This is a genomic window from Streptomyces sp. NL15-2K, assembly GCF_030551255.1.
In the GTDB taxonomy this organism is placed as follows: Bacteria; Actinomycetota; Actinomycetes; order Streptomycetales; family Streptomycetaceae; genus Streptomyces.
On record NZ_CP130630.1, the window covers coordinates 591,163 to 609,972 of the forward strand.

Consider the following 18,810-nt stretch of genomic DNA (forward strand, 5'->3'; position numbering starts at 1 on the left):
CGGCTCCCCGGCACCCCAAAACGCCCCCCACAGGAGTCCCGTGGGGGGGCGTTCCGCGTCTCTCATGTGCTACGGGAGGCGGGCGACGCCGCCGAACTCGATCCACTCACGGGTGAGCTGACGGGGGGCCACCTCGGAGTCGGGTCGCCAGGTGGAGACCTCCACGAGGCCCGGTTCGAGGATCTCCAGGCCCTCGAACCACTCGGCGACGTCCTTCTCCTGCCGGACCCGGCCCCAGTGGCCCTGGGTGGCCTGGTCCATGAAGCTGGTGACGAAGTCGCGGACCTCGGGGTCCTCGCTGACCAGCTGGCACATCACCATGAAGCTGCCGGGCGCCAGCCGTTCGGCCACGCGGCCGACCACGGCGGGAGGGCCGTCCGTCTCGCTGTCGGGGATGCAGTGCATCACCGAGTTGAAGAGCACCGCGACGGGCCGGCTGAAGTCGATCAGGCGCTGGGTGTCCGGGTGCGAGAAGATCGCGTCGGTCTCCCGCATGTCCGCGTGGATGACGGCCGTGCGATGGTCCTGCTCGAGCAGGGCGCGGCCGTGGACCAGCACCATCGGGTCGTTGTCGACGTAGATCACGTGCGAGGTCGGGTCGATGCGCTGAGCGACCTGGTGGACGTTGTCCTGGGTGGGCAGGCCGGAACCGTGGTCGAGGAACTGCCGGATGCCGTAGTCCGCGGCGAGCACCTTGACGACCCGCTGCAGGAACCGCCTGTTGTTGATGGCCAGGCGGCGTGTGCTGGGAACGACCTTGTCGAGTTCCTCGCACGCCGCCCGGTCGGCCGCGTAGTTGTCCTTGCCGCCCAGGTAGTGGTCGTACATGCGCGCGGCCGTGGGTACGGTGGCGTCGATCGAGGTGGACAGCTGCTTACCCGTGTGCATCATTCCCCCAGCTTCGTGCCCGCGCCAACTGGCCTGGCAGGACAGGGAGTCCATCCTAGGGACACCACGATTGCCGGTGCCAGTCCACGCGCGATCCGTCCACGAAGGAAGAGCGAGGTCGAAGCCACTCGGTCAGGATGCGCCGCGATTCAGAAGTGCGACGCACCAGCGGAAGTGACCACCGCTGCCGTCCGGGCTGAACACGTCGCACGTGGCCAGGGCGTAGGCCCTCTGGTAGAGAGTCAGGGTTTACAGCCGCCTTTGCCACGCGTGTCAGGCAGCGTCCAACTCGGCGAGTTCGTCCGGGTTGAGGACGAGGTCCGCGGCGGCGGCCGAGTCGCGGATCGTCTCGGGGCGGCTCGAGCCCGGGATCGGTACGACCACCGGTGACTTGGCGAGCATCCAGGCCAGGCACACCCGCTGCGGGCTGACCCCGTGGGCCGCGGCGATCCGGGCGAACGGGGCGTGGGCCGAGCCCAGTTCGCCGGCGCGGGAGATACCGCCGAGCGGGCTCCAGGGCAGGAAGGCGATGCCGAGTTCGTCGCACAGGCGCAGTTCGGGCTCGCTGGAGCGGAAGGCCGGGGAGAACTGGTTCTGCACGGAGACCAGCCGACCACCGAGGATCTCGTTCGCCTGCCTGATCTGCTCCGGATCGGCGTTGGAGATCCCCGCCATCCGGATCTTCCCCTCGTCGAGGAGGTCCCGGACCGCGCCGACGGACTCCGCGTACGGCACCCTCGGGTCGGGGCGGTGGAACTGGTAGAGCCCGATGGCCTCCACGCCGAGCCGCCGCAGAGACTCCTCGCAGGCCGACTTGAGGTGCCCGGGGCTCCCGTCCAGCGTCCAGCTGCCGTCTCCGGGGCGCAGATGGCCGCCCTTGGTGGCGACCAGGACGTCCTGGCCCCGGTCGTGGGAGGAAAGTGCCTTGGCGATGAGGGTCTCGTTGTGGCCGACCTCGTCGGCGCCCATGTGGTAAGCGTCCGCGGTGTCGATCAGTGTCAGGCCGGCATCGAGGGCGGCGTGGACCGTGGCGAGGGAGCGCGCCTCGTCCGGTCGCCCTTCGATGGACATGGGCATGGCACCGAGCCCGATCGCGTTGACCTCGATGTCACCGATGCGGCGAGTGTGCATGGGCTCGTGACCTCTTTCGGCTGTCGCGCAGAACCGATGGCGCCCCACACAGCCGACGGGGTTCGCGGCGGCAGGGGGCGCACACCAGCTTCCTCGCCCGCCGCCCCGAAGGTCCAATAGAAGAATGAGAACGCATTCAGCAGCCAGGCTGCTGAATGCCGGCGGCGGAAGGCAGGCGGGTTGCCGAACCCGACGGTGCTTGCCCATCCGCCCTGTCGATGTGCGACGCTCGCCCTTGACCGTCGGCCACCCGGCACCGGTCGTCACCAGGTTCCACGGCGTGGAGAGGCGGCGGTATGCGCATCGGACTGCTCGGCACCGGCCCCTGGGCGCGGATGGCTCATGCCCCCGCGCTGAGCGGGCACGACGAACTGGACTTCGTCGGGGTATGGGGCCGCCGCCCGGACGCGGCCAAGGAGGTGGCCGGCCTCCACGGCACCCGCGCCTATGACGACGTCGACGCGCTGCTCGCCGACGTGGCCGCCGTGGCCGTCGCGCTGCCCCCGGCCGTCCAGGCCGAGCTCGCGGTGCGTGCCGCGCGGGCGGGATGCCACCTGCTGCTGGACAAGCCCCTCGCCGCGACCGTCGAGCAGGGGCGGGCCGTGGTCGAGGCCGTCCAGGAGGCCGGCGTCGCCTCGGTCGTCTTCTTCACCGCCCGCTTCGGGACCGAGACCGAGGCGTGGATCGCCGAACAGGCGGACACGGGCGGCTGGTTCACGGGCCGGGCGCAGTGGCTGGGTTCGGTGTTCACCAGTGACAGTCCGTTCGCGGACTCGCCGTGGCGGCGCGAGAAGGGCGCCCTGTGGGACGTCGGTCCGCACGCCCTGTCCGTCCTCCTGCCGGTACTCGGCGACGTCCGGCGTGTGTCGGCGGCAGCGTCCGGTCCCGCCGACACGGTGCATCTGGTCCTCGACCACGCCGGCGGCGCGTCGAGCACCCTGACCCTGAGCCTCACGGCCCCGCCCGCGGCCGAGGGAGCCGAGCTCGAGCTGCGGGGCGAAGCGGGGGTGACGCTGCTCCCGGACAGCCCGGAGGGCCTCCTGCCCGCGGTCACCCGCGCCGCGGACGCCCTGCTCGCCTCCGCCCGCACCGGCCTTCCCCACCCGTGCGACGCCGCGTTCGGCCTGCGGGTCACCGAGATACTCGCGGCGGCCGAGGACGTACTGAACGGCGGCTGATCATCGCCACGGGCCATACGGTAGCGTCGCTCACCGGCCGGACGGGTCGTCGGCGAACGGCTCGTCGCTCCACCGGAACCACGCCCGGTCGCCGGCGATGTGCAGCAGGAACTCGGGGACGGGACCGTCCGGCGAGGACAGCGACACACGTCTGCGGATCTCGTCGTAGGCCGCTTCCCACCGCGCCCAGCGTTCCTCGTCGTCCCGTTCGGCCAGGGCGAGCTCGCGGGCGAACAGTTCCTCTACGGCGGCGAACGCCGGGCCGGCCGTGAACCGGCCCGACAGCCAGGGGAAGTCGGCGTCGTCGATCAGGATCTCCCCCACCTCCCCGTCGCCGCTGCGCACCTGCCAGACCTCGCCGTCGAACCCCACCCGTGCCTCCGTCGCCCGCTGTCGATCACACCGACGATCAGCATGCCACCCGGCACTGACAGAGGGACCTGACCGTCTGTCAGTGCCGGGGTGGGCGACTTCAGTCCGTGGGGATCACCTCAGCCGATGCGGGTCGCGTGGAAGTTGAGGCGTTCACTTACAACGGGGTAGCCGGCCTTGGTGAAGTTCGCGGCCATGGGGAAGTTGCCCTGGTCCGTCGCGGCGGCGATGAACTGCGCGCCCTGCTCGACGAGGAAGTGGGTGCACTCCGCCAAGAGGTCGTAGGCGTAGCCGTGTCCGCGCTGTTCCGGCAGGACCCCGATAAAGCCGACGCACGGCCCCGTCGGATTGTGCGCCGGGATGTGGATGCCCACCGGATCCCCCTGCGGAGTGTGGGCGACCTGCCACCACTCCCGTGGCGAGGGGCACCAGTGGAAGAAGTCGAGCTCCTCCTGAGCGGCCTTGTCGAGGCCGCCTTCCTCGATCGCCAGCAGGGAATGGGCGTCCAGCGTGGCGGAGTGAATGCGGCGCAGCGCGTCGAAGAACACCGCGTCGTCCGGTTCGGGCCGGAACGCCAGGCGGCCGGGCCGCTCGGGCAGGCCGCACACCGGCGTCCACCGGTACATGAAGCGTTCCACCAGGAGTTCGTATCCGGCCGCGCGTGCGGAGGTGAAGCGGGTCTCGGCGGCGGCGCGCAGGTCCGGGTCCTCGCGCCAGCCTCCGGGCAGGTTCAGTTCGAGTTCGACCTGCCAGGGAGCGGTGCGCAGGAGTTCCGCCCCTGCTTCCTCCTCTCCTTCGGCCACGTCGAACCAGTTGATGTTGAGGGGCTCGGTGTCGTCGGGGCCGCCCCACCAGGCGCCGCGCGCCACGACCCTGCCGTCACGCAGCGCCACCCGCTTCCAGTCTGCGCGGTGGCGGGTGCGCCGGTGCCCTTCACGGGCGCCGAGCGGATCCGGCAGGGAGTCGAAGAGAGGTGCGTCGCGCTCGTCGAGCGCGCGAATGACCAGATCGGTCATGGGTGTTTCCTCCGGGATGCGTGCTGTGTGGAGCGCTCCCGGTCAGGCGAAGCACGCCGGGGCGACAGAAAGGGAGCGCTTGAACGGTGTGAACTGCACGGCACTCGCCTCCTTCCGTCGGTCTCGGGGCGTGACGCCTCACAGTACACCGCTCAAGCGGACCTCAAGGCGGGATTAAACGCTCGCCGCTCTGTATACGGAGAGGACGCCCGTACGTACCATCGGGCCCCAACTACCGCGTGAGAGCGCTCTCAAGCTCCCTCCGTGCGCCCGCACGCCGACGACGTACTCCTTCAAGTGTTCAAGGAGACCCCCCACATGGCACCTCGTCATCAGCACCGTCTCGGTCGTCGCAAGCTCCTCTTCACCCTGGGCGGCGCCGCCGTGGCGGCGCCCGCCGTCGCCGCCCTCGCCCCCCGCGCCCTAGCCGGCACCGGCACCCCCGCCGAGGCGGCAGCTCTGCTGCCGCTGACGATCGTCAACGACAGCGGCTCCTTCGACAACGCAAGCGTCCACGTCTACATCGTGGGCAACCAGGACGGCCGCCAGGTGCGGGTCACCCCCGACGGCACCCTCGCGCCGATCGCCCTCTCCGACAACGGCGCCGACGGCTACACCGACTACGCGATCGGCCTGGCCGGCAGCGGTGAGACCCCGCTGTCCCTGCCGTACATGTCCGGCCGGATCTATGTGGCGCTGGGCCACAAGCTCAAGCTCAAGGTCGTCACGGACGGCAACGGCAACCCCGCGCTGCAGTACCCGGCCGGCTGGGTGGCCTCGGACCCCAACCACGCGGTGCTGCACGACTGCGCCGAGTTCACGTACAACTCCTCCGGAATGTTCTGCAACACCACCATGGTCGACATGTTCAGCGTGCCGCTCAGCATCCGGCTGACCGGGGCGAAGGACCAGACGACGGGCACGCTGCGCCCCTCGGGTCGTGCGGACGCCTTCGCCGCCGTACGGCGGACCGAGGTGTTCGCACCGCTCGTCGTGGACGACACCCGTGTCATCGCCCCCGGTCACGGGCTGGACGCCGGCCTGTTCCCCAAGGACTACTTCGCGCCGTACATCGACGAGGTGTGGAGCACGTACACCGGCAGGGATCTCACCGTGACCACGAACGCGGGCACCTTCACCGGCCGGGTGCGCGGTGAGCGGCTCACCTTCGACGGGCCCGCGCCGGTCTCCTTCACCAAGCCGTCGACCCGGGACGTGCTCTTCTGCGACGGCAGCCTCGCCGCCCCCAACGACGGCACGACCGGCCCGGTCGCCGCCGTGCTCGGCGCCGGGTTCAACCGCTCCACGCTGCTGAGCGCGCCCGCCCAGCCGACGACCGACGCCGCCTCCTTCTACCGGACCGCGCTCACCAACCACTACGCCAAGGCGATGCACGCGGCCACCGAGGACGGCAAGGCGTACGGCTTCGCCTTCGACGACGTGGCCGACTTCGCCTCGTACATCCAGGACACGGCGCCCACGGGGATACGGCTGACGCTCACGCCGTTCTAGGGCCTGTTGCGAAAGTCCCGTCGTCCGCCCGGAGGGCGGGCCGCGCGGCGTCAGGTGCGTGCTCTCGGCGTGCCGGGCGCAGGCCCTCGTACTGGTTGTACGTGGGTCTGCGCCCGGTGCGGCGAGAGTGCGTGCATGGCGTCGCGGGGCAGGCGGGACTTTCGCAACAGGCCCTAGGTGTTCTGTCCACGGAGGTTGGTGACAGCGATCACTGACGTGTGGTCTTGAAATGGGTGAGGGCCTTCTGGCTCGGTGTGGATTGCGACATCTACGCCGGACGACAGAAAGGCCCTCGTGCCCCACCGTAATGCACCCCTGACCGAGACCGGACGCCTGCGCCTGGCCCGCTGCGTGGTCGAGGACGGCTGGACCCTGCGCCGGGCCGCTGAGCGATTCCAAGTCTCGCCAACCACCGCACAGCGATGGGCCGACCGCTACCGCCGGCTCGGCGAGCCTGGCATGGCCGACCACTCCAGCCGCCCCCGCACCAGCCCGCGACGGACCCCGACCCGTACCGAGCGCAGGATCATCAAAGTCCGCGTACTGCGCAGGTGGGGGCCAGCACGGATCGCAGGCCTGCTCCGCCTGGTGCCGTCCACCGTGCACCGGGTGCTGACCCGCTACGGCCTGGCCCGCCTGACCCACCTCGACCGGGCCACTGGGCGCGTCATCCGTCGCTACGAACGTGCCAAGCCCGGCGAACTGGTCCACGTCGACATCAAGAAGCTCGGCAACATCCCCGACGGCGGCGGCCACAAGACCCTCGGACGCCAGGCGGGCCGCAAGACCCGGTCCGGCGCCGGCTACAGCTACCTCCACAACGCCGTCGACGACCACTCCCGCCTGGCCTACAGCGAGATCCACGCAGACGAGAAGAAGGAGACCGCTGTCGGCTTCTGGAGTCGCGCCCAGGCGTACTTCGCCACCTGCGGGATCACCGTCGAACGCGTCCTGACCGACAACGGCTCCTGCTACAAATCCCACCTGTGGCGAGACGCCCTGGCAGCAGCCGGGATCACGCACAAGCGAACCCGCGCCTACCGGCCGCAGACGAACGGCAAGGTCGAACGCTTCAACCGCACCCTGCTCGACGAATGGGCCTACGCCCGCCCCTACCGATCAGAGCAGGAACGACGCGACGCCTTCCCCAGCTGGCTGCACACCTACAATCACCACCGCGGACACACCGCGCTCAAGGGCCAACCACCCGCCAGCCGCGTCCCTAACCTCTCAGGGCAATACACCTAGGGCCGCAGCGGGGCGGGACGGTCCGGCGTGGGGTGCCGGGGGCCGTCGTAACAGCGCCGTCGTCCGCTCCCCCCATGGGACCCCACGGACCGGGCACCCGGTCCGTGGGGTGCCGTTTCCGGTCTCCCGGGATGCACGGTGCGCCCGCACGTTGAATGGTGATATCGGGACCGGTGAAAAACCGGGACCGAGGAATGATCCGGATCCTAGGAGCAGACCATGCCGACGTCACAGCCCGACGTATCCGGGCCGTCCGAGGACCGTGCCACCCCGGACGCCCTGCTCCACACCCGCACCGGCACCGAGGTGTCGCCGGAGGACGTAGTGCTTGCCTCAGGCAAGGACCTCACCCCGCGCACTCTCGAATGGGCCAGGCGGAAGCTGGAGGCGGAGGGACCGGCCGCTCTCGACAAGCTGCTGCCGTAGCCGGCGGCGCCAAGAAGTCGCGGGACCTGGTCCCGGGGTCTCGACCGGCCGGACTCCGGGGCCGTCGCCGTCTCGCCCTGCCCGTGGCACCGCGTCACGGGCCGGGCTGTGCGCGCTGCCCTCCTGCCGTCAGCGCGCCGCGCCGATCACAATTGCCGCGCGCCCGCCGGGAGTTCACCCACGCCTCGGCTCTCTCCCGTACGGCGGCCGCCCGCGCCCGGAAGTTACCCGTTCGCCCTTTCGAAGAGTGCCCCGGGGCTGTCAGACTCCGGAGCGTGCCCGACTTCGACATGCTTGTCATCGGATCCGGCCCGGGCGGCCAGAAGGCCGCCATCGCCGCGGCCAAGCTGGGCCGCCGGGTCGCCGTCGTCGACCGCCCCGACATGGTCGGCGGGGTCTCCATCCACACCGGAACGATCCCCTCCAAGACCCTGCGTGAGGCGGTGCTGTACCTCACCGGTCTGACCCAGCGCGACCTGTACGGACAGAGCTACCGCGTGAAGGAGGACATCACCGTCGCCGACCTGACCGCCCGCACCCAGCACGTGGTCAGCCGCGAGGTGGACGTCATCCGCAGCCAGCTGTCGCGCAACCACATCGCCCTGCACTCCGGGACCGCCCGCTTCGTCGACGCCCACACCGTCGCCCTGCGCGAGGCCTCCGGCCACGAACGGCTGCTCAGTGCCGAGCATGTCGTGATCGCCACCGGCACACGCCCCGCCAGGCCCGACAGCGTGGAGTTCGACGGGCGGACGATCATGGACTCGGACAACGTCCTCGCCCTGGAACGGGTGCCGCGCTCCATGGTCATCGTCGGTGCCGGCGTGATCGGCATGGAGTACGCGTCGATGTTCGCCGCGCTCGGCAGCAAGATCACCGTGGTCGAGAAGCGCTCCGGGATGCTCGACATGTGCGATGTCGAGGTGATCGAGTCGCTCAAGTACCACCTGCGGGACCTGGCCGTCACCTTCCGCTTCGGCGAGACGGTGGCCGCGGTGGAGCGGCACCCCCGGGGGACCCTCACCATCCTGGAGAGCGGCAAGAAGATCCCCGCCGACGCCGTGATGTACTCGGCGGGCCGGCAGGGCCTGACCGACGACCTCGACCTCGGCAAGGCCGACCTCTCGGCGGACCCGCGCGGCCGGATCACGGTGGACGAGCACTACCGCACCGAGGTGCCGCACATCTACGCCGTCGGCGACGTCATCGGATTCCCGGCACTGGCGGCGACCTCGATGGAACAGGGCCGTGCGGCGGCATACCACGCCTGCGGGGAGCCCGTCGGCCGGATGCACAACCTCCAGCCGATCGGCATCTACACCATCCCCGAGATCAGCTTCGTGGGCCGCACCGAGGACCAGCTGACCGAGGACCGGGTGCCGTTCGAGGTCGGCATCTCCCGCTACCGCGAACTGGCCCGGGGCCAGATCATGGGCGACTCGCACGGCATGCTCAAGCTGCTGGTCTCGCCCGAGGACCGCACCCTGCTCGGGGTGCACTGCTTCGGCTCCGGCGCCACCGAACTCATCCACATCGGTCAGTCCGTGATGGGCTGCGGCGGCACGGTCGACTACCTGGTCGACGCGGTCTTCAACTATCCGACCCTCGCGGAGTCCTACAAGGTCGCCGCCCTGGACGCCACCAACAAGCTCCGCCTGATCGACCGGATCGGGGACTGAGAACCACCCCTGTCAGGCCCCCTCGTCGTCCGGAAGCGCCGTGTCGTCCTCGACCACGTGCACGGCGGCCTCCTCCGCACCGGCGGCCCCCGCGTCGATGCCCACGTCGGAGGCGACCTCCTCCTTGGTGGTGTCGGTGTGGGCGCCCTCGTCGGGGGCGACGAGGCGCCCGGCACGCTCGGTGCCCGCCTCCGGATCGACCGGTTCGCCTTCGCCCTCGGGGGTGTCGCCGATCTCGTCACCGGGCGGCTCGGCCACCTCGGGCGCTTCCTGCGCGAGGCGCTGGTCGAGGCTCTCGCCGTCGTGCTGTTCGGCGGCCGTGGTGCCGTGCTTGGTGACGCCGAGCGGCTTCTCCGGCGGGGAGTAGCCCTCGGCGAGCGTCTCGTCGTAGGTCCGCTCGTCGAGGGCGTCCTGCAGGTCGAGCGGCGCCGCGTCCTCCTGCTCCTCGTTGCTTCCGGTGGGCTGGTAGGCGTCGTCCGCCATCGGTTCGGAGTCCGTCCGTTCGGTGCCCATGGTCGCCTCCCTCGCGCGCCGCGTCGACTCGTCTCACTCCGGTGTCCTGAACGCGTTTCCGTTTGCGCCGTGTCTAACCTCGGGGATCGCGCCGCACGGAGGGGCCGCAGTCGCGCGGCGCGGCAAGCCCCTGGCGGGAACCGGAGTTGGACCTTCCGCGAGCTGGGGAGGTTACCTCTCGGTCGAGCTTGAAAGCTCAATGAATACGGCTATCATCACACGCACACACGGCGTGACCGGCTGTCGACGCGGAGGCAGAACGGTATCCGTCCCCCCTCTTTCTGACGCCCTGATCCGAGGCCATCCCTCTCCGGTTCGCGGCGGACCGCCACTCCCCCGCAGACGGAAAGCAGCGCAACGATGAGCATCAGCAGGGGCAGAGGGCTGCAAGCCAATGCCCTCGGTACGTTCGACACCGTCGTGATGGCCGTCGCGGGCAGCGCCCCGGCGTACTCGCTGGCCGCGACCACCGCGGTCCTGGTCGGCACGGTGGGCCTGGCCAGTCCCGCGGCCCTGCTGTACTGCGCGATCCCCATGCTGGGCATCGCGCTGGCGTTCGGCTATCTCAGCCGGATCGACGTGAACGCGGGCGCCAGCTACTCGTGGGTGGGGCGGACCCTCCACCCGTTCCTGGGCTTCATCAGCGGCTGGGCGCTGGTCATCTCGGCGACCATCTTCATGGTGGCCGGTTCGCTGCCCGCCGGATCGATGACGCTCGCCCTCTTCGACGACGGGCTCGCGGACAACACCGCGCTGTCCACGGTGGTCGGCGCGGCCTGGTTCCTGGTCATGCTGCTCGTCGTGCTGGGCGGGGCGCGTCTCACCGTCCGTGCTCAACTGGCCATGTCCGGCGTGGAGTTGGCGATCCTGGCGCTGTTCGCGGTCCTCGCCTTCTTCCACTCCGGCACCGCCCGGGCGTTCGACTGGTCCTGGCTCGGTCTCGGTCACTTCGACGGTATGACGGGCTTCGCGTCGGGCGCGCTGATCGCCGCGTTCTACTACTGGGGCTGGGACGTGACCAGCAACCTCAGCGAGGAGACCCGCAACAGCCGCCGTACGACGGGCCTCGCGGGCGTGATCGGGGTCGGCATCGTGTTCCTGCTCTTCGAGGTGTTCACCATCGCGGTGAACGTGATCCTCTCCGCGCGGCAGATCGAGGAGAACGACGCCAACGTGCTGGCCGTGCTCGGCGAGGAGGTCTGGCCCGGCTGGGGCGGCAGGCTGCTGATCGTCGCGGTGATGCTGTCCACCATCGCCACGCTGGAGACCACGCTGCTCCAGGTCACGCGCTCGCTGTTCGCGATGGGCCGCGACCGTACGATGCCGTCCGCGCTGGGCCGGATCCACCCCCGGTGGAACACGCCCTGGGTCGCGATCGTGGTCGTCGGCACGGTGGCCCTGGTGATGCTCGTCGCCTCCAACGCTCTGGGCACGGTCGGTGACATCCTCTCCGACGCCATCTCGGCGATCGGTCTGCAGATCGCCGTCTACTACGGGCTGGCCGGGCTCGCGGTGGTCGTCGCCTACCGCAGGATGCTGCTGAAGTCGGTGGCCAACTTCGTCTTCGGCGGTCTGTGGCCGCTGCTCGGCGCGCTGTTCATGTTCTGGGTGTTCGTCGAGTCGCTGAGCGAGCTGAGCACCGCTGCGGTCGCGATCGGCATCGGCGGCCTGGCCGTCGGGCTGATCCCGATGCTCTGGTACTGGAGGCAGGGCAGCGACTACTACCGGCCCGCCAAGCTGGACGCCGCCCGCACCGTCGAGACGGAGTACTTCCCGGGCGGCGGCGCGGCCTGGGACTCGCGTGTCCACGAGGGCCTCTCCACCGACTTCTGAGGGAGGTCCCGATGGCGCGCGACCGTTTCGCTGCCGACTTCGACTCCGACTGGGGGGATGCGGCCCTCACCTCGGCCCGCCAGGACATCGTCATCGGCCGCTGGCAGGGCCTGCGCGGGCTGCTGGACGCCACCGGCCCGGACTGGCTCTCCCGCGGCCACCGGGTCAGGCTGCTCGCGCAGAGCTGCGCGGGCAGTTCGACGGTGGAGTCGTGGCTGGCCGCCGAGCCGCGCAGGGCCGACGCGCTGGTGCTGCACGCGGCGACGGAGACGGCCCGGGCGTTCAACCTGGCCATCGCCGCGGGCCGGGGCGTGCCGATCGACCGACACCGACTCGACGCCGCGGTGACGGCCTGTCTGCAGGCCGCCGAGGCATATCCGGCGGACCCGACGCCTTGGGCCTCGCTGATCTCCGTGGCACGCCTGTACCCGGCCGGGGTGCGCCGGGAGGAACTGGCACGCTGGTGGGACGAGTTGCACGCGCGGGACCCGTACCACGTGGAGGGCCACCTCCAGATACTGCACTACTACTCGTCGCGCTGGCACGGCACGCACGGCCTCATGTACGACTTCGCCCGCGACGCGGCGGGCGTGGCGCCGCCCGGCTGCGCGCTGCCGGTGCTGGTGCAGTACGCACGGGTCGAGGAGTACCGGTGCACGCTGGAGGGTGCGCGGGGCCGGCATGCGTCCGTGGGGCTCGGCCAGCACTGGAGTCACGACGGGGCCGTCAACGACGTACGGCGCACCTGGCAGCGATGGATCACGGGCCGGGCGGAGAGCGTGGTGGCGCCGGGCGAGCTGCGCGACGTCAATTACCTGACGCATGCCGCCTGTTACGCGGGCCTCCGGGACATCGCCGCCTCACTGCTGCGGATGCTGGGGCGGCGGGCCACGCACGCGCCGTGGTCGTACACCGGGGATCCGGACAAGCAGTTCACCAAGTGGCGCAAGGAACTCGGGCCGCGTCCCGCATGAGGCGGTCCTCCCCGGTCCGTGCCGCGGACCGGGGAGGACCGCTCGTCAGCAGGTGCGGCCGACGTAGTGGGCGCCTTGGATCTTGCTCGCGGAGCCGAGCCAGGTCTTGCCGGGCGCGACGCACCGCTCGTAGTCGGGCGCCAGCGCGACTTCGACCTTGATGATCACGCGGGAGCCGTCGGAGGTGCAGTGGTTGTAGTAGGCGTCGGAGCCCGTCTCGAAGAATCCGCACGGATCGGCGGCCGCCGGGCTCGCGGTGGTGGTCACCGCGCCCATGGAGGCGAGCACGAGGGCGGCGGAACCGAGGGCGTTGGTCACCATACGACGAACACGCAAGAGGATCTCCTTAGGGTTTGGATGTCCACCCCAGGATGGCCGCGCTGCCGCCGTTCGACGGCCCGTCCGCCGTGCCGTTCACCCGGTGAATCGTTCTGGCGTTACGCCACCGGGGTGATCTTCTCCGGTTCACCGTTTGAGGAGTGCTCCTCGGCTGCCGCCGGGTCGAATCCCGCGTCGGTCAGGATCGTGGCCGCGACGCCACGGCCGACACCGGTGAGACCGACGAGGAGGTCGGCGCAGTCGATGTGTGCGGCGCCGGCCTGCTCGGAGCGGGCCTCGGCGAGGGCGATCGCCTTGCGGGAGTAGGGAGTCCAGGCAATGCGCTCGGCCGCCTGGGAGGCGCCCAGGGTGAGCCGGTCCGCGACCGTGCGGTGGACCGTCTCCGGGCTGACGCCGGCGCTCTCCAGCAGCCGGGTGGCGCTGTTGTCCTCCGCCGTGAGGCCCCACAGAAGGTGTTCGGTGCCGATGTAGTTGTTGCGGTGCTGTACGGCAGACCGCTTCACGTGGGTCATGGCCTGGCGCAGGTCCTCGGACATCGTCTCGGGGCCGTAGCGCTTGTGGGGCGCGTGGAAGCGCTGCTGCACGGCCTGCCGGGTGACTCCCAGGGCGGCTCCGATGTCCGTCCACGAGCAGCCGTGCATCCGGCAGTGCTCGACGTAGTCCTCGACCAGGTCGTCGGCGAGGGCCTGGAGTCGGCCCGCGAGGTGTGCGGCGGTGGTCAACAGCGCCAGCCAGTCGGGCTGTTCCTGTCCACCGGGTCGGTGGGCGGTGTCGCAGGTGCGGTCCACTTCGGCGATGAGTTCGTCCAGATCAGGTAATGCCATGAGGCAAGTACGCCTTGACAATGGGGAATTGTCAAGGAGTCCTTGCCTTTTTGCCCTCCGTCCCGGCCAGCCCCGCCGTCCACTTCTCCTCGATCCGGCCGACCTTCCACACCAGCAGGGCGATGATCCAGGTGGCGAAGAACAGGCCGACGATCACGAAGCCGAGGAGGTTCAGGTCGAGGCCGCTGATCCAGTCCCAGAACCCGCCGTGCAGGCCGAGTTGCTGCGCGAGCAGGCCGAGCAGTTCGGCGGTGCCGATGAGCAGGGCGACGGCGACGGACAGGCCGGTGACGGTGAGGTTGTAGTAGACCTTGCGGACCGGCTTGGAGAAGGCCCAGCCGTAGGCGAAGTTCATGAAGGAGCCGTCGATCGTGTCGAGCAGGGACATGCCGGCGGCGAACAGGACGGGCAGGCACAGGATCGCGTACCAGGGCAGTCCGGAGGCGGCGCCCGAGCCCGCCAGGACGAGCAGGGCTATCTCGGTGGCGGTGTCGAAGCCGAGGCCGAAGAGCAGGCCGAGGGGGTACATCTGCCACGGCTCGGTGACCGACCTCATGACGCGGCCGAGCAGGCGGTTCATGAAGCCGCGGTTGTTCAGCTGCTCCTCCAGGGCGGCCTCGTCGTAGCGGCCCGAGCGCATCCGGCGGAAGACCTTCCAGATGCCGGCCAGGACGACCAGGTTGATCGCCGCGATCAGGTAGAGGAAGGCTCCGGAGACGGTCGTGCCGATCAGGCCGGTGACGTCGTGGAGGCGGGAGTCGTCGTCGCGGACCGGTCCGGCGAGGGCCTTCACGCCGAGCGAGAGCAGCAGCGCCAGGACGAAGACGACGCTGGAGTGACCGAGGGAGAACCAGAAGCCGACCGACAGCGGCCGCCGGCCCTCGCCCATCAGCTTGCGGGTGGTGTTGTCGATCGCCGCGATGTGGTCGGCGTCGAAGGCGTGCCGCATGCCGAGCGTGTAGGCGGTCACGCCGATGCCGACACCGAAGGACTTCTCGCCGACGCTGTAGTGGTGCGGCGCGACGATCACGACCAGGGTGACCCAGCCGATCACGTGCAGGGCCACCACCACGGCGGCCATTCCGCCCACCCTGATCCACTCCTGCCGCGTCATGGAGCCACGGACGCGGTGCCAGGCCGAGCCCCTGGCGGGGGCGGTGGCGGGGAGGAGGGACGGAGCGGAGTCAGGGGCGGCCGTCATCGGGCGGAGGGTCCTTCTTTCGGCTGAACGGCCGCGATACGCAGCCTTTCGCCATCCTCCAGTACATGCAAGACATGTGCAGTAAAGCCCGTGGCTGGTCTTCACCAGGAGTGGGGAAAGTCCCCCGTCACAGCGCCCCTGTCACAGCGCCCCTGTCACAGCGCCCCTGTCACAGCGCCCCTGTCACAGCGCCCCTGTCACAGCGCCCCTGTCACCGCTTCCGCGTCACGGAGTCGCGTTCGGTCCGTCCGGCCGGCTGCCGCGCTGCTCGACCATCTCCCGGCTCAGCTGCTCCGTCTCCGGCTCGGACAGCCGCTCGAAGCCGTCCTCGGTGATGACCGACACGATCGGGAAGATCCGGCGGTTGATGTCCGGGCCGCCGGTCGCGGAGTCGTCGTCCGCCGCGTCGTACAGCGCGTGGAGCGCGGCCAGCGCGGCCTCGCGCCGGTCCATGCCCTTGCGGAACAGCTTCTTCAACGCGCCTCGCGCGTACGGCGATCCGGAGCCCTCGGCGTGGAAGTCCCGCTTCTCGTACAGCCCTCCGACGACGTCGAAGCTGAAGATGCGGCCTCGCTCGCCCTCGGGCGCCGACGGGTCGTAGCCGATGAGGAGCGGTACGACGGCCAGGCCCTGCATGGCCTGGCCGAGGTTCTGGCGGATCATGCCGGCCAGGCGTCTCGCCTTCGCGTTGAGGGTCATCGGCGTGCCCTCGATCTTCTCGAAGTGCGTCAGCTCGACCTGATAGAGCTTCACCATGTCCACCGCGAGACCGACGGTGCCGGCGAAGGCCACCGCGGTGTAGTCGTCCGCTGGGTGCACCTTCTCCAGGTCGCGCTGGGCGATGAGGTTGCCCATGGTGGCCCGGCGGTCGCCGGCGATCAGCACGCCGTCACGATAGGCGAGGGCCAGCACCGTGGTCCCGTGCGGCACCTGGTCGGGTGCGGCCCGTATATCCTCCGGGAGGATCCGGCGCGTGCTCAGTAACTCCGGGCGGTGCTCGGCCAGGAAATCGGTGAAGGACGAGGTCCCGGGTGTGAAGAACTCCTCCCCCAGCCGCCCGCCGTTCTCGTTCCACGTCATGGCACTCCCCCTCGTCTCCGGGCCGACATCCGGTTTCCTACCAGAAGGCGCGGGGCGGGAAACGCCTGTTGGGGTCACAGCGCCTTGCGCCGGATCAGGATCCCCAGCACCACGAGGCCCGGAACCAGCGGAAGCCATACGGTCAGCAGCCGGTAACCGAGCACGGCGGACGCGGCCGCCGCGGCCGGTGCCCCGGCGGAGGCGAGGGTGAGGGCCAGCGCGGCGTCGAGGGAGCCGAGCCCGCCGGGCGTGGGCAGCAGCGCGGCGGCGGTGCTCGCGGCGAGGTAGACCAGCGCCACCCGGCCCGGGGGCAGCGGCAGCGCGACGGCCCGGGTGACGGCGATCAGCACGAGGGCGTGCAGCGCGGCGAAGGCCAGTGAACCGCCCCACAGGGCGGCCGCCCGGCTCGGTCGCGCGTGGACGGCCCGGACGTCCGCCCGCACCGCGGCCAGCGCCCGTCGGCATCGGGGCAGCAGTCGGAGGGCCGGCAGCACGGTGACGCAGACGACCGCGAGGGCGACGGCCGCCCATCCGGCCGGGACGTGCGGAATCCGCAGGACACCGGGGAAGGCCACGGCGAGTACGACGATCAGGGCGCCCCGCGCGACCCCGCCGGCCGTGGCCTTGACCGCGACCGCGGTCGCCGCGCGGCCGGCCGGTATCCCGCAGCGCATGAGGAAGCGCAGGTTGACCGCTCCCGCGCCGAGTCCGGCGGGCAGGAGGTGGTTGGCGGCGGAGGCGGCGAACTGGGCCGCCACCAGCCGTCCTGGGGGCAGCCGCTCGACGACGGCGCCCTGCTGGGCGAGCGCCGCGCACAGCCAGGCCGCGGCGGCGGCCGTGGCGCCGACCAGCAGCCAGCCCTGGTCGGCCACGGCGAGCCGCACCGCCCCGGTCTCCAGCACGGGCCAGTGGCGCCGGGCCAGGCACACGGCGACCACCAGGACGGCGAGGGAGAGGGCGGTGTGCCAGTAGGTCCGTCTTCGGGCGGTCTCGACGGCGACCCGTTCGGCTGTCATCAGGGTCCGTCCGGGCCCGGCGTCGGCGCGAGGTGGAGATCGAAGCCGGCGGACCGGTGGACCGCCCAGTCGCGGGCGTACCCGGGGGGTGACCCGCCCGGCTCGGTCAGGGCGGCCGTCGGAATCCTCTCGGCGGTGCGCAGGATCTCCGCCAGGGTGCTGTTGGCGTTGGACCCCTGGGTCGCCGCCGAGGAGCAGCCGGTGTAGTAGGCGATGGGCAGGGCCTGGTGTCCGGTCAGCAGGCAGGGCGGGCGGACGCCCAGGCGGTGCAGGTCGGCGGCGGTGCGGGCCCAGTCGCGGCGGTCGGCGGTGGTGCGGTCGACGGTGCGGTCCAGGACGGCGTACTGCACCGCCAGGTGCCCGGCCAGCCCGATCGCCACCAGGGTGACCGCCGCCGGGCGCCATCGGCCGTTCGGCTTGGTGACCAGGTGGAACAGGGCGGCGGCGACCGGGATCGCCAACAGGGCGTAGGCGGGCTGCAGGAAGCGGGGAGCCGCGTAGCCGATCATGAACAGGTACGGGAAGGCGGCCGTCGCGGCGCACAGCAGCGGAAGCAGTGTGGGTGCGGTGCGCCGGGCCCGCACCGCGACCACCAGCGCGAGGGCGGCGAGCAGGGGCAGGACGAACCACCAGGCGAACACCGCCGGGTTCGGCATCGGTGCGGTGCACGGGCGGCACAGGGTCCGCCCGACCAGGCTGCGCAGCTGGTCGTCGACGGCGAAGTACCAGCCGAGGCCGCCCTGGATGTCGGAGCCGTCGGACAGGCGCTGCCCGAGGCCGCCGTAGGAGACGTACGCCTCGATCACCCACTCCGCCACGCCCGCCACGAGCCCGCCGTAGAGCGCGGCCGTGAGCCGCCACAGGCGGGTCGCCGGTGCGAGGACGAGCAGCGGCAGGGTGACCCACACGGCGTCGGTGGGCCGCATCCACGCCATGAGCGCGGCGCCCGCCACGACTCCCCACAGGGCCGACCGGTCGAGGCCGTCGGACCGGGCCCGCAGGAAGCAGCCGACGCAGATCAGGGCGCCGATGGCGACCCAGTAGTTGGGCATGGCCGCCGGGCCGTAGTAGACCGTGATCCACAAGGAGGCGAACAGGGCGCCCGCGGCGGCCAGGACTCGGGCCGGGAACAGCCCTCGCCAGGTGCGCAGGGCCAGGTAGAGGGCGAGGCCGGACAGCAGGGCGAGGTAGACGCGCAGCAGCTCGGTGGAGGTCGACCAGGACGCGATCGGTGCCACCAGCAGCGAGACGCCCCGGGCGCGCGGTGCGCTGAAGAACGATGCCGGTGCCTGGGTGCCGACCTGACTGACGTACACCGTCTCGTCCCAGCCGAGGCCCATGCCGGGTCGGACCAGGAGCAGTTGGGCCAGCGTGAAGGCGCCGGCCACGGCCGCGAGCAGCCAGGCGCCGCGGGTCCGCCAGGACGTGCCGGGCACGGTGGCCGGTTCACGTCGTCGCGCACCGACGAGCATGGCGTTCGTGCCGTGGGACATCGTCCACCCCTCACCCCTACAAGTCGTAGGGCTTCTAAGACCGCACAGCCTGGTGGGCTGAAGGCGACGTCAACCGAAAGCGAACAA

18 protein-coding genes are annotated in these 18,810 nt (G+C 70.9%); 7 read left to right on the top strand and 11 right to left on the bottom strand.

All coding sequences use genetic code 11. The annotated features are described in order from the left end of the window. Positions 1–69: 69 nt before the first annotated feature. Positions 70–888 carry an SAM-dependent methyltransferase gene (locus Q4V64_RS02530; protein WP_124436942.1) on the bottom strand — a complete coding sequence of 273 codons (819 nt, stop codon included), beginning with the start codon at positions 886–888 and terminating at the stop codon, positions 70–72. 273 nt (positions 889–1,161) lie between these two features. Next, on the bottom strand, positions 1,162–2,019 hold the full coding sequence (locus Q4V64_RS02535) for an aldo/keto reductase (RefSeq protein WP_124436934.1): 858 nt from the start codon (positions 2,017–2,019) through the stop codon (positions 1,162–1,164). Positions 2,020–2,315: 296 nt separating this feature from the next. Between Q4V64_RS02535 and Q4V64_RS02540 the strand changes: the two genes are divergently transcribed. Further along, positions 2,316–3,197, top strand: coding sequence for a Gfo/Idh/MocA family oxidoreductase (locus tag Q4V64_RS02540; protein ID WP_124436935.1), 882 nt, complete (start codon positions 2,316–2,318; stop codon positions 3,195–3,197). Positions 3,198–3,227: 30 nt separating this feature from the next. Here Q4V64_RS02540 and Q4V64_RS02545 read toward each other — a convergent pair whose 3' ends face one another. Both Q4V64_RS02545 and Q4V64_RS02550 read right to left on the bottom strand, forming a co-directional pair. Next, positions 3,228–3,569 carry a hypothetical protein gene (locus Q4V64_RS02545; RefSeq protein WP_124436936.1) on the bottom strand — a complete coding sequence of 114 codons (342 nt, stop codon included), beginning with the start codon at positions 3,567–3,569 and terminating at the stop codon, positions 3,228–3,230. A 119-nt stretch (positions 3,570–3,688) separates the two neighbouring features. Beyond that, a complete protein-coding gene (locus Q4V64_RS02550) occupies positions 3,689–4,585 on the bottom strand; it encodes a GNAT family N-acetyltransferase (RefSeq protein ID WP_124436937.1) in 897 nt (298 codons plus the stop codon). 318 nt (positions 4,586–4,903) lie between these two features. On the opposite strand from Q4V64_RS02550, the gene Q4V64_RS02555 reads away from it, so the two are divergent. From Q4V64_RS02555 to sthA, 4 genes are all read left to right on the top strand, one after another. Next, entirely contained in the window at positions 4,904–6,097 is a 1,194-nt protein-coding gene (locus Q4V64_RS02555) for a glycoside hydrolase family 64 protein (protein ID WP_124436938.1), read from the top strand. 294 nt (positions 6,098–6,391) lie between these two features. Next, positions 6,392–7,345 carry an IS481 family transposase gene (locus tag Q4V64_RS02560; protein ID WP_303708863.1) on the top strand — a complete coding sequence of 318 codons (954 nt, stop codon included), beginning with the start codon at positions 6,392–6,394 and terminating at the stop codon, positions 7,343–7,345. A 219-nt stretch (positions 7,346–7,564) separates the two neighbouring features. Continuing rightward, positions 7,565–7,771 carry a hypothetical protein gene (locus tag Q4V64_RS02565; RefSeq protein ID WP_124436943.1) on the top strand — a complete coding sequence of 69 codons (207 nt, stop codon included), beginning with the start codon at positions 7,565–7,567 and terminating at the stop codon, positions 7,769–7,771. Positions 7,772–8,046: 275 nt separating this feature from the next. Further along, complete coding sequence (gene sthA / locus Q4V64_RS02570) at positions 8,047–9,450, top strand: Si-specific NAD(P)(+) transhydrogenase (protein WP_124436944.1); 1,404 nt, start codon at positions 8,047–8,049, stop codon at positions 9,448–9,450. A 12-nt stretch (positions 9,451–9,462) separates the two neighbouring features. Here sthA and Q4V64_RS02575 read toward each other — a convergent pair whose 3' ends face one another. Beyond that, positions 9,463–9,963 carry a DUF5709 domain-containing protein gene (locus Q4V64_RS02575; protein ID WP_124436945.1) on the bottom strand — a complete coding sequence of 167 codons (501 nt, stop codon included), beginning with the start codon at positions 9,961–9,963 and terminating at the stop codon, positions 9,463–9,465. 360 nt (positions 9,964–10,323) lie between these two features. Here Q4V64_RS02575 and Q4V64_RS02580 point away from each other — a divergent pair, with 360 nt between their 5' ends. Beyond that, positions 10,324–11,796, top strand: a complete 1,473-nt coding sequence (locus Q4V64_RS02580) for an APC family permease (RefSeq protein WP_124436946.1) — start codon at positions 10,324–10,326, stop codon at positions 11,794–11,796. A gap of 11 nt (positions 11,797–11,807) precedes the next feature. After that, positions 11,808–12,770 (top strand): hypothetical protein, encoded by a 963-nt coding sequence (locus Q4V64_RS02585; RefSeq protein WP_124436947.1) that lies wholly within the window; start codon positions 11,808–11,810, stop codon positions 12,768–12,770. A gap of 45 nt (positions 12,771–12,815) precedes the next feature. Here the strand turns inward: Q4V64_RS02585 and Q4V64_RS02590 are convergent, their stop codons facing one another. From Q4V64_RS02590 to Q4V64_RS02615, 6 genes are all read right to left on the bottom strand, one after another. Beyond that, positions 12,816–13,106, bottom strand: a complete 291-nt coding sequence (locus tag Q4V64_RS02590; RefSeq protein ID WP_124436948.1) for a DUF6355 family natural product biosynthesis protein — start codon at positions 13,104–13,106, stop codon at positions 12,816–12,818. 101 nt (positions 13,107–13,207) lie between these two features. Next, positions 13,208–13,933 (bottom strand): Clp protease N-terminal domain-containing protein, encoded by a 726-nt coding sequence (locus tag Q4V64_RS02595; RefSeq protein ID WP_253266653.1) that lies wholly within the window; start codon positions 13,931–13,933, stop codon positions 13,208–13,210. Positions 13,934–13,964: 31 nt separating this feature from the next. Further along, a complete protein-coding gene (locus Q4V64_RS02600; protein ID WP_124436949.1) occupies positions 13,965–15,134 on the bottom strand; it encodes a HoxN/HupN/NixA family nickel/cobalt transporter in 1,170 nt (389 codons plus the stop codon). A gap of 225 nt (positions 15,135–15,359) precedes the next feature. Continuing rightward, positions 15,360–16,214, bottom strand: a complete 855-nt coding sequence (gene prcB, locus Q4V64_RS02605; RefSeq protein WP_124436950.1) for a proteasome subunit beta — start codon at positions 16,212–16,214, stop codon at positions 15,360–15,362. Positions 16,215–16,288: 74 nt separating this feature from the next. Next, entirely contained in the window at positions 16,289–17,230 is a 942-nt protein-coding gene (locus Q4V64_RS02610) for a lysylphosphatidylglycerol synthase domain-containing protein (protein ID WP_124436951.1), read from the bottom strand. Beyond that, positions 17,230–18,723: a hypothetical protein gene (locus Q4V64_RS02615; RefSeq protein ID WP_124436952.1), complete on the bottom strand. Its 1,494-nt coding sequence runs from the start codon at positions 18,721–18,723 to the stop codon at positions 17,230–17,232. Before Q4V64_RS02615 ends, Q4V64_RS02610 begins: the two co-directional genes overlap by 1 nt. Positions 18,724–18,810 lie beyond the last annotated feature (87 nt).

What these genes read in the sequence shown, in the direction of transcription:
- Q4V64_RS02530 (WP_124436942.1), bottom strand. Translation starts at nt 888, where the DNA reads ATGCACACGGGTAAGCAGCTGTCCACCTCGATCGACGCCACCGTACCC.
- Q4V64_RS02535 (WP_124436934.1), bottom strand. Translation starts at nt 2,019, where the DNA reads ATGCACACTCGCCGCATCGGTGACATCGAGGTCAACGCGATCGGGCTC.
- Q4V64_RS02540 (WP_124436935.1), top strand. Translation starts at nt 2,316, where the DNA reads ATGCGCATCGGACTGCTCGGCACCGGCCCCTGGGCGCGGATGGCTCAT.
- Q4V64_RS02550 (WP_124436937.1), bottom strand. Translation starts at nt 4,585, where the DNA reads ATGACCGATCTGGTCATTCGCGCGCTCGACGAGCGCGACGCACCTCTC.
- Q4V64_RS02555 (WP_124436938.1), top strand. Translation starts at nt 4,904, where the DNA reads ATGGCACCTCGTCATCAGCACCGTCTCGGTCGTCGCAAGCTCCTCTTC.
- Q4V64_RS02565 (WP_124436943.1), top strand. Translation starts at nt 7,565, where the DNA reads ATGCCGACGTCACAGCCCGACGTATCCGGGCCGTCCGAGGACCGTGCC.
- Q4V64_RS02575 (WP_124436945.1), bottom strand. Translation starts at nt 9,963, where the DNA reads ATGGGCACCGAACGGACGGACTCCGAACCGATGGCGGACGACGCCTAC.
- Q4V64_RS02580 (WP_124436946.1), top strand. Translation starts at nt 10,324, where the DNA reads ATGAGCATCAGCAGGGGCAGAGGGCTGCAAGCCAATGCCCTCGGTACG.
- Q4V64_RS02585 (WP_124436947.1), top strand. Translation starts at nt 11,808, where the DNA reads ATGGCGCGCGACCGTTTCGCTGCCGACTTCGACTCCGACTGGGGGGAT.
- Q4V64_RS02595 (WP_253266653.1), bottom strand. Translation starts at nt 13,933, where the DNA reads ATGGCATTACCTGATCTGGACGAACTCATCGCCGAAGTGGACCGCACC.
- Q4V64_RS02600 (WP_124436949.1), bottom strand. Translation starts at nt 15,134, where the DNA reads ATGACGGCCGCCCCTGACTCCGCTCCGTCCCTCCTCCCCGCCACCGCC.
- prcB (WP_124436950.1), bottom strand. Translation starts at nt 16,214, where the DNA reads ATGACGTGGAACGAGAACGGCGGGCGGCTGGGGGAGGAGTTCTTCACA.
- Q4V64_RS02610 (WP_124436951.1), bottom strand. Translation starts at nt 17,230, where the DNA reads ATGACAGCCGAACGGGTCGCCGTCGAGACCGCCCGAAGACGGACCTAC.
- Q4V64_RS02615 (WP_124436952.1), bottom strand. Translation starts at nt 18,723, where the DNA reads ATGTCCCACGGCACGAACGCCATGCTCGTCGGTGCGCGACGACGTGAA.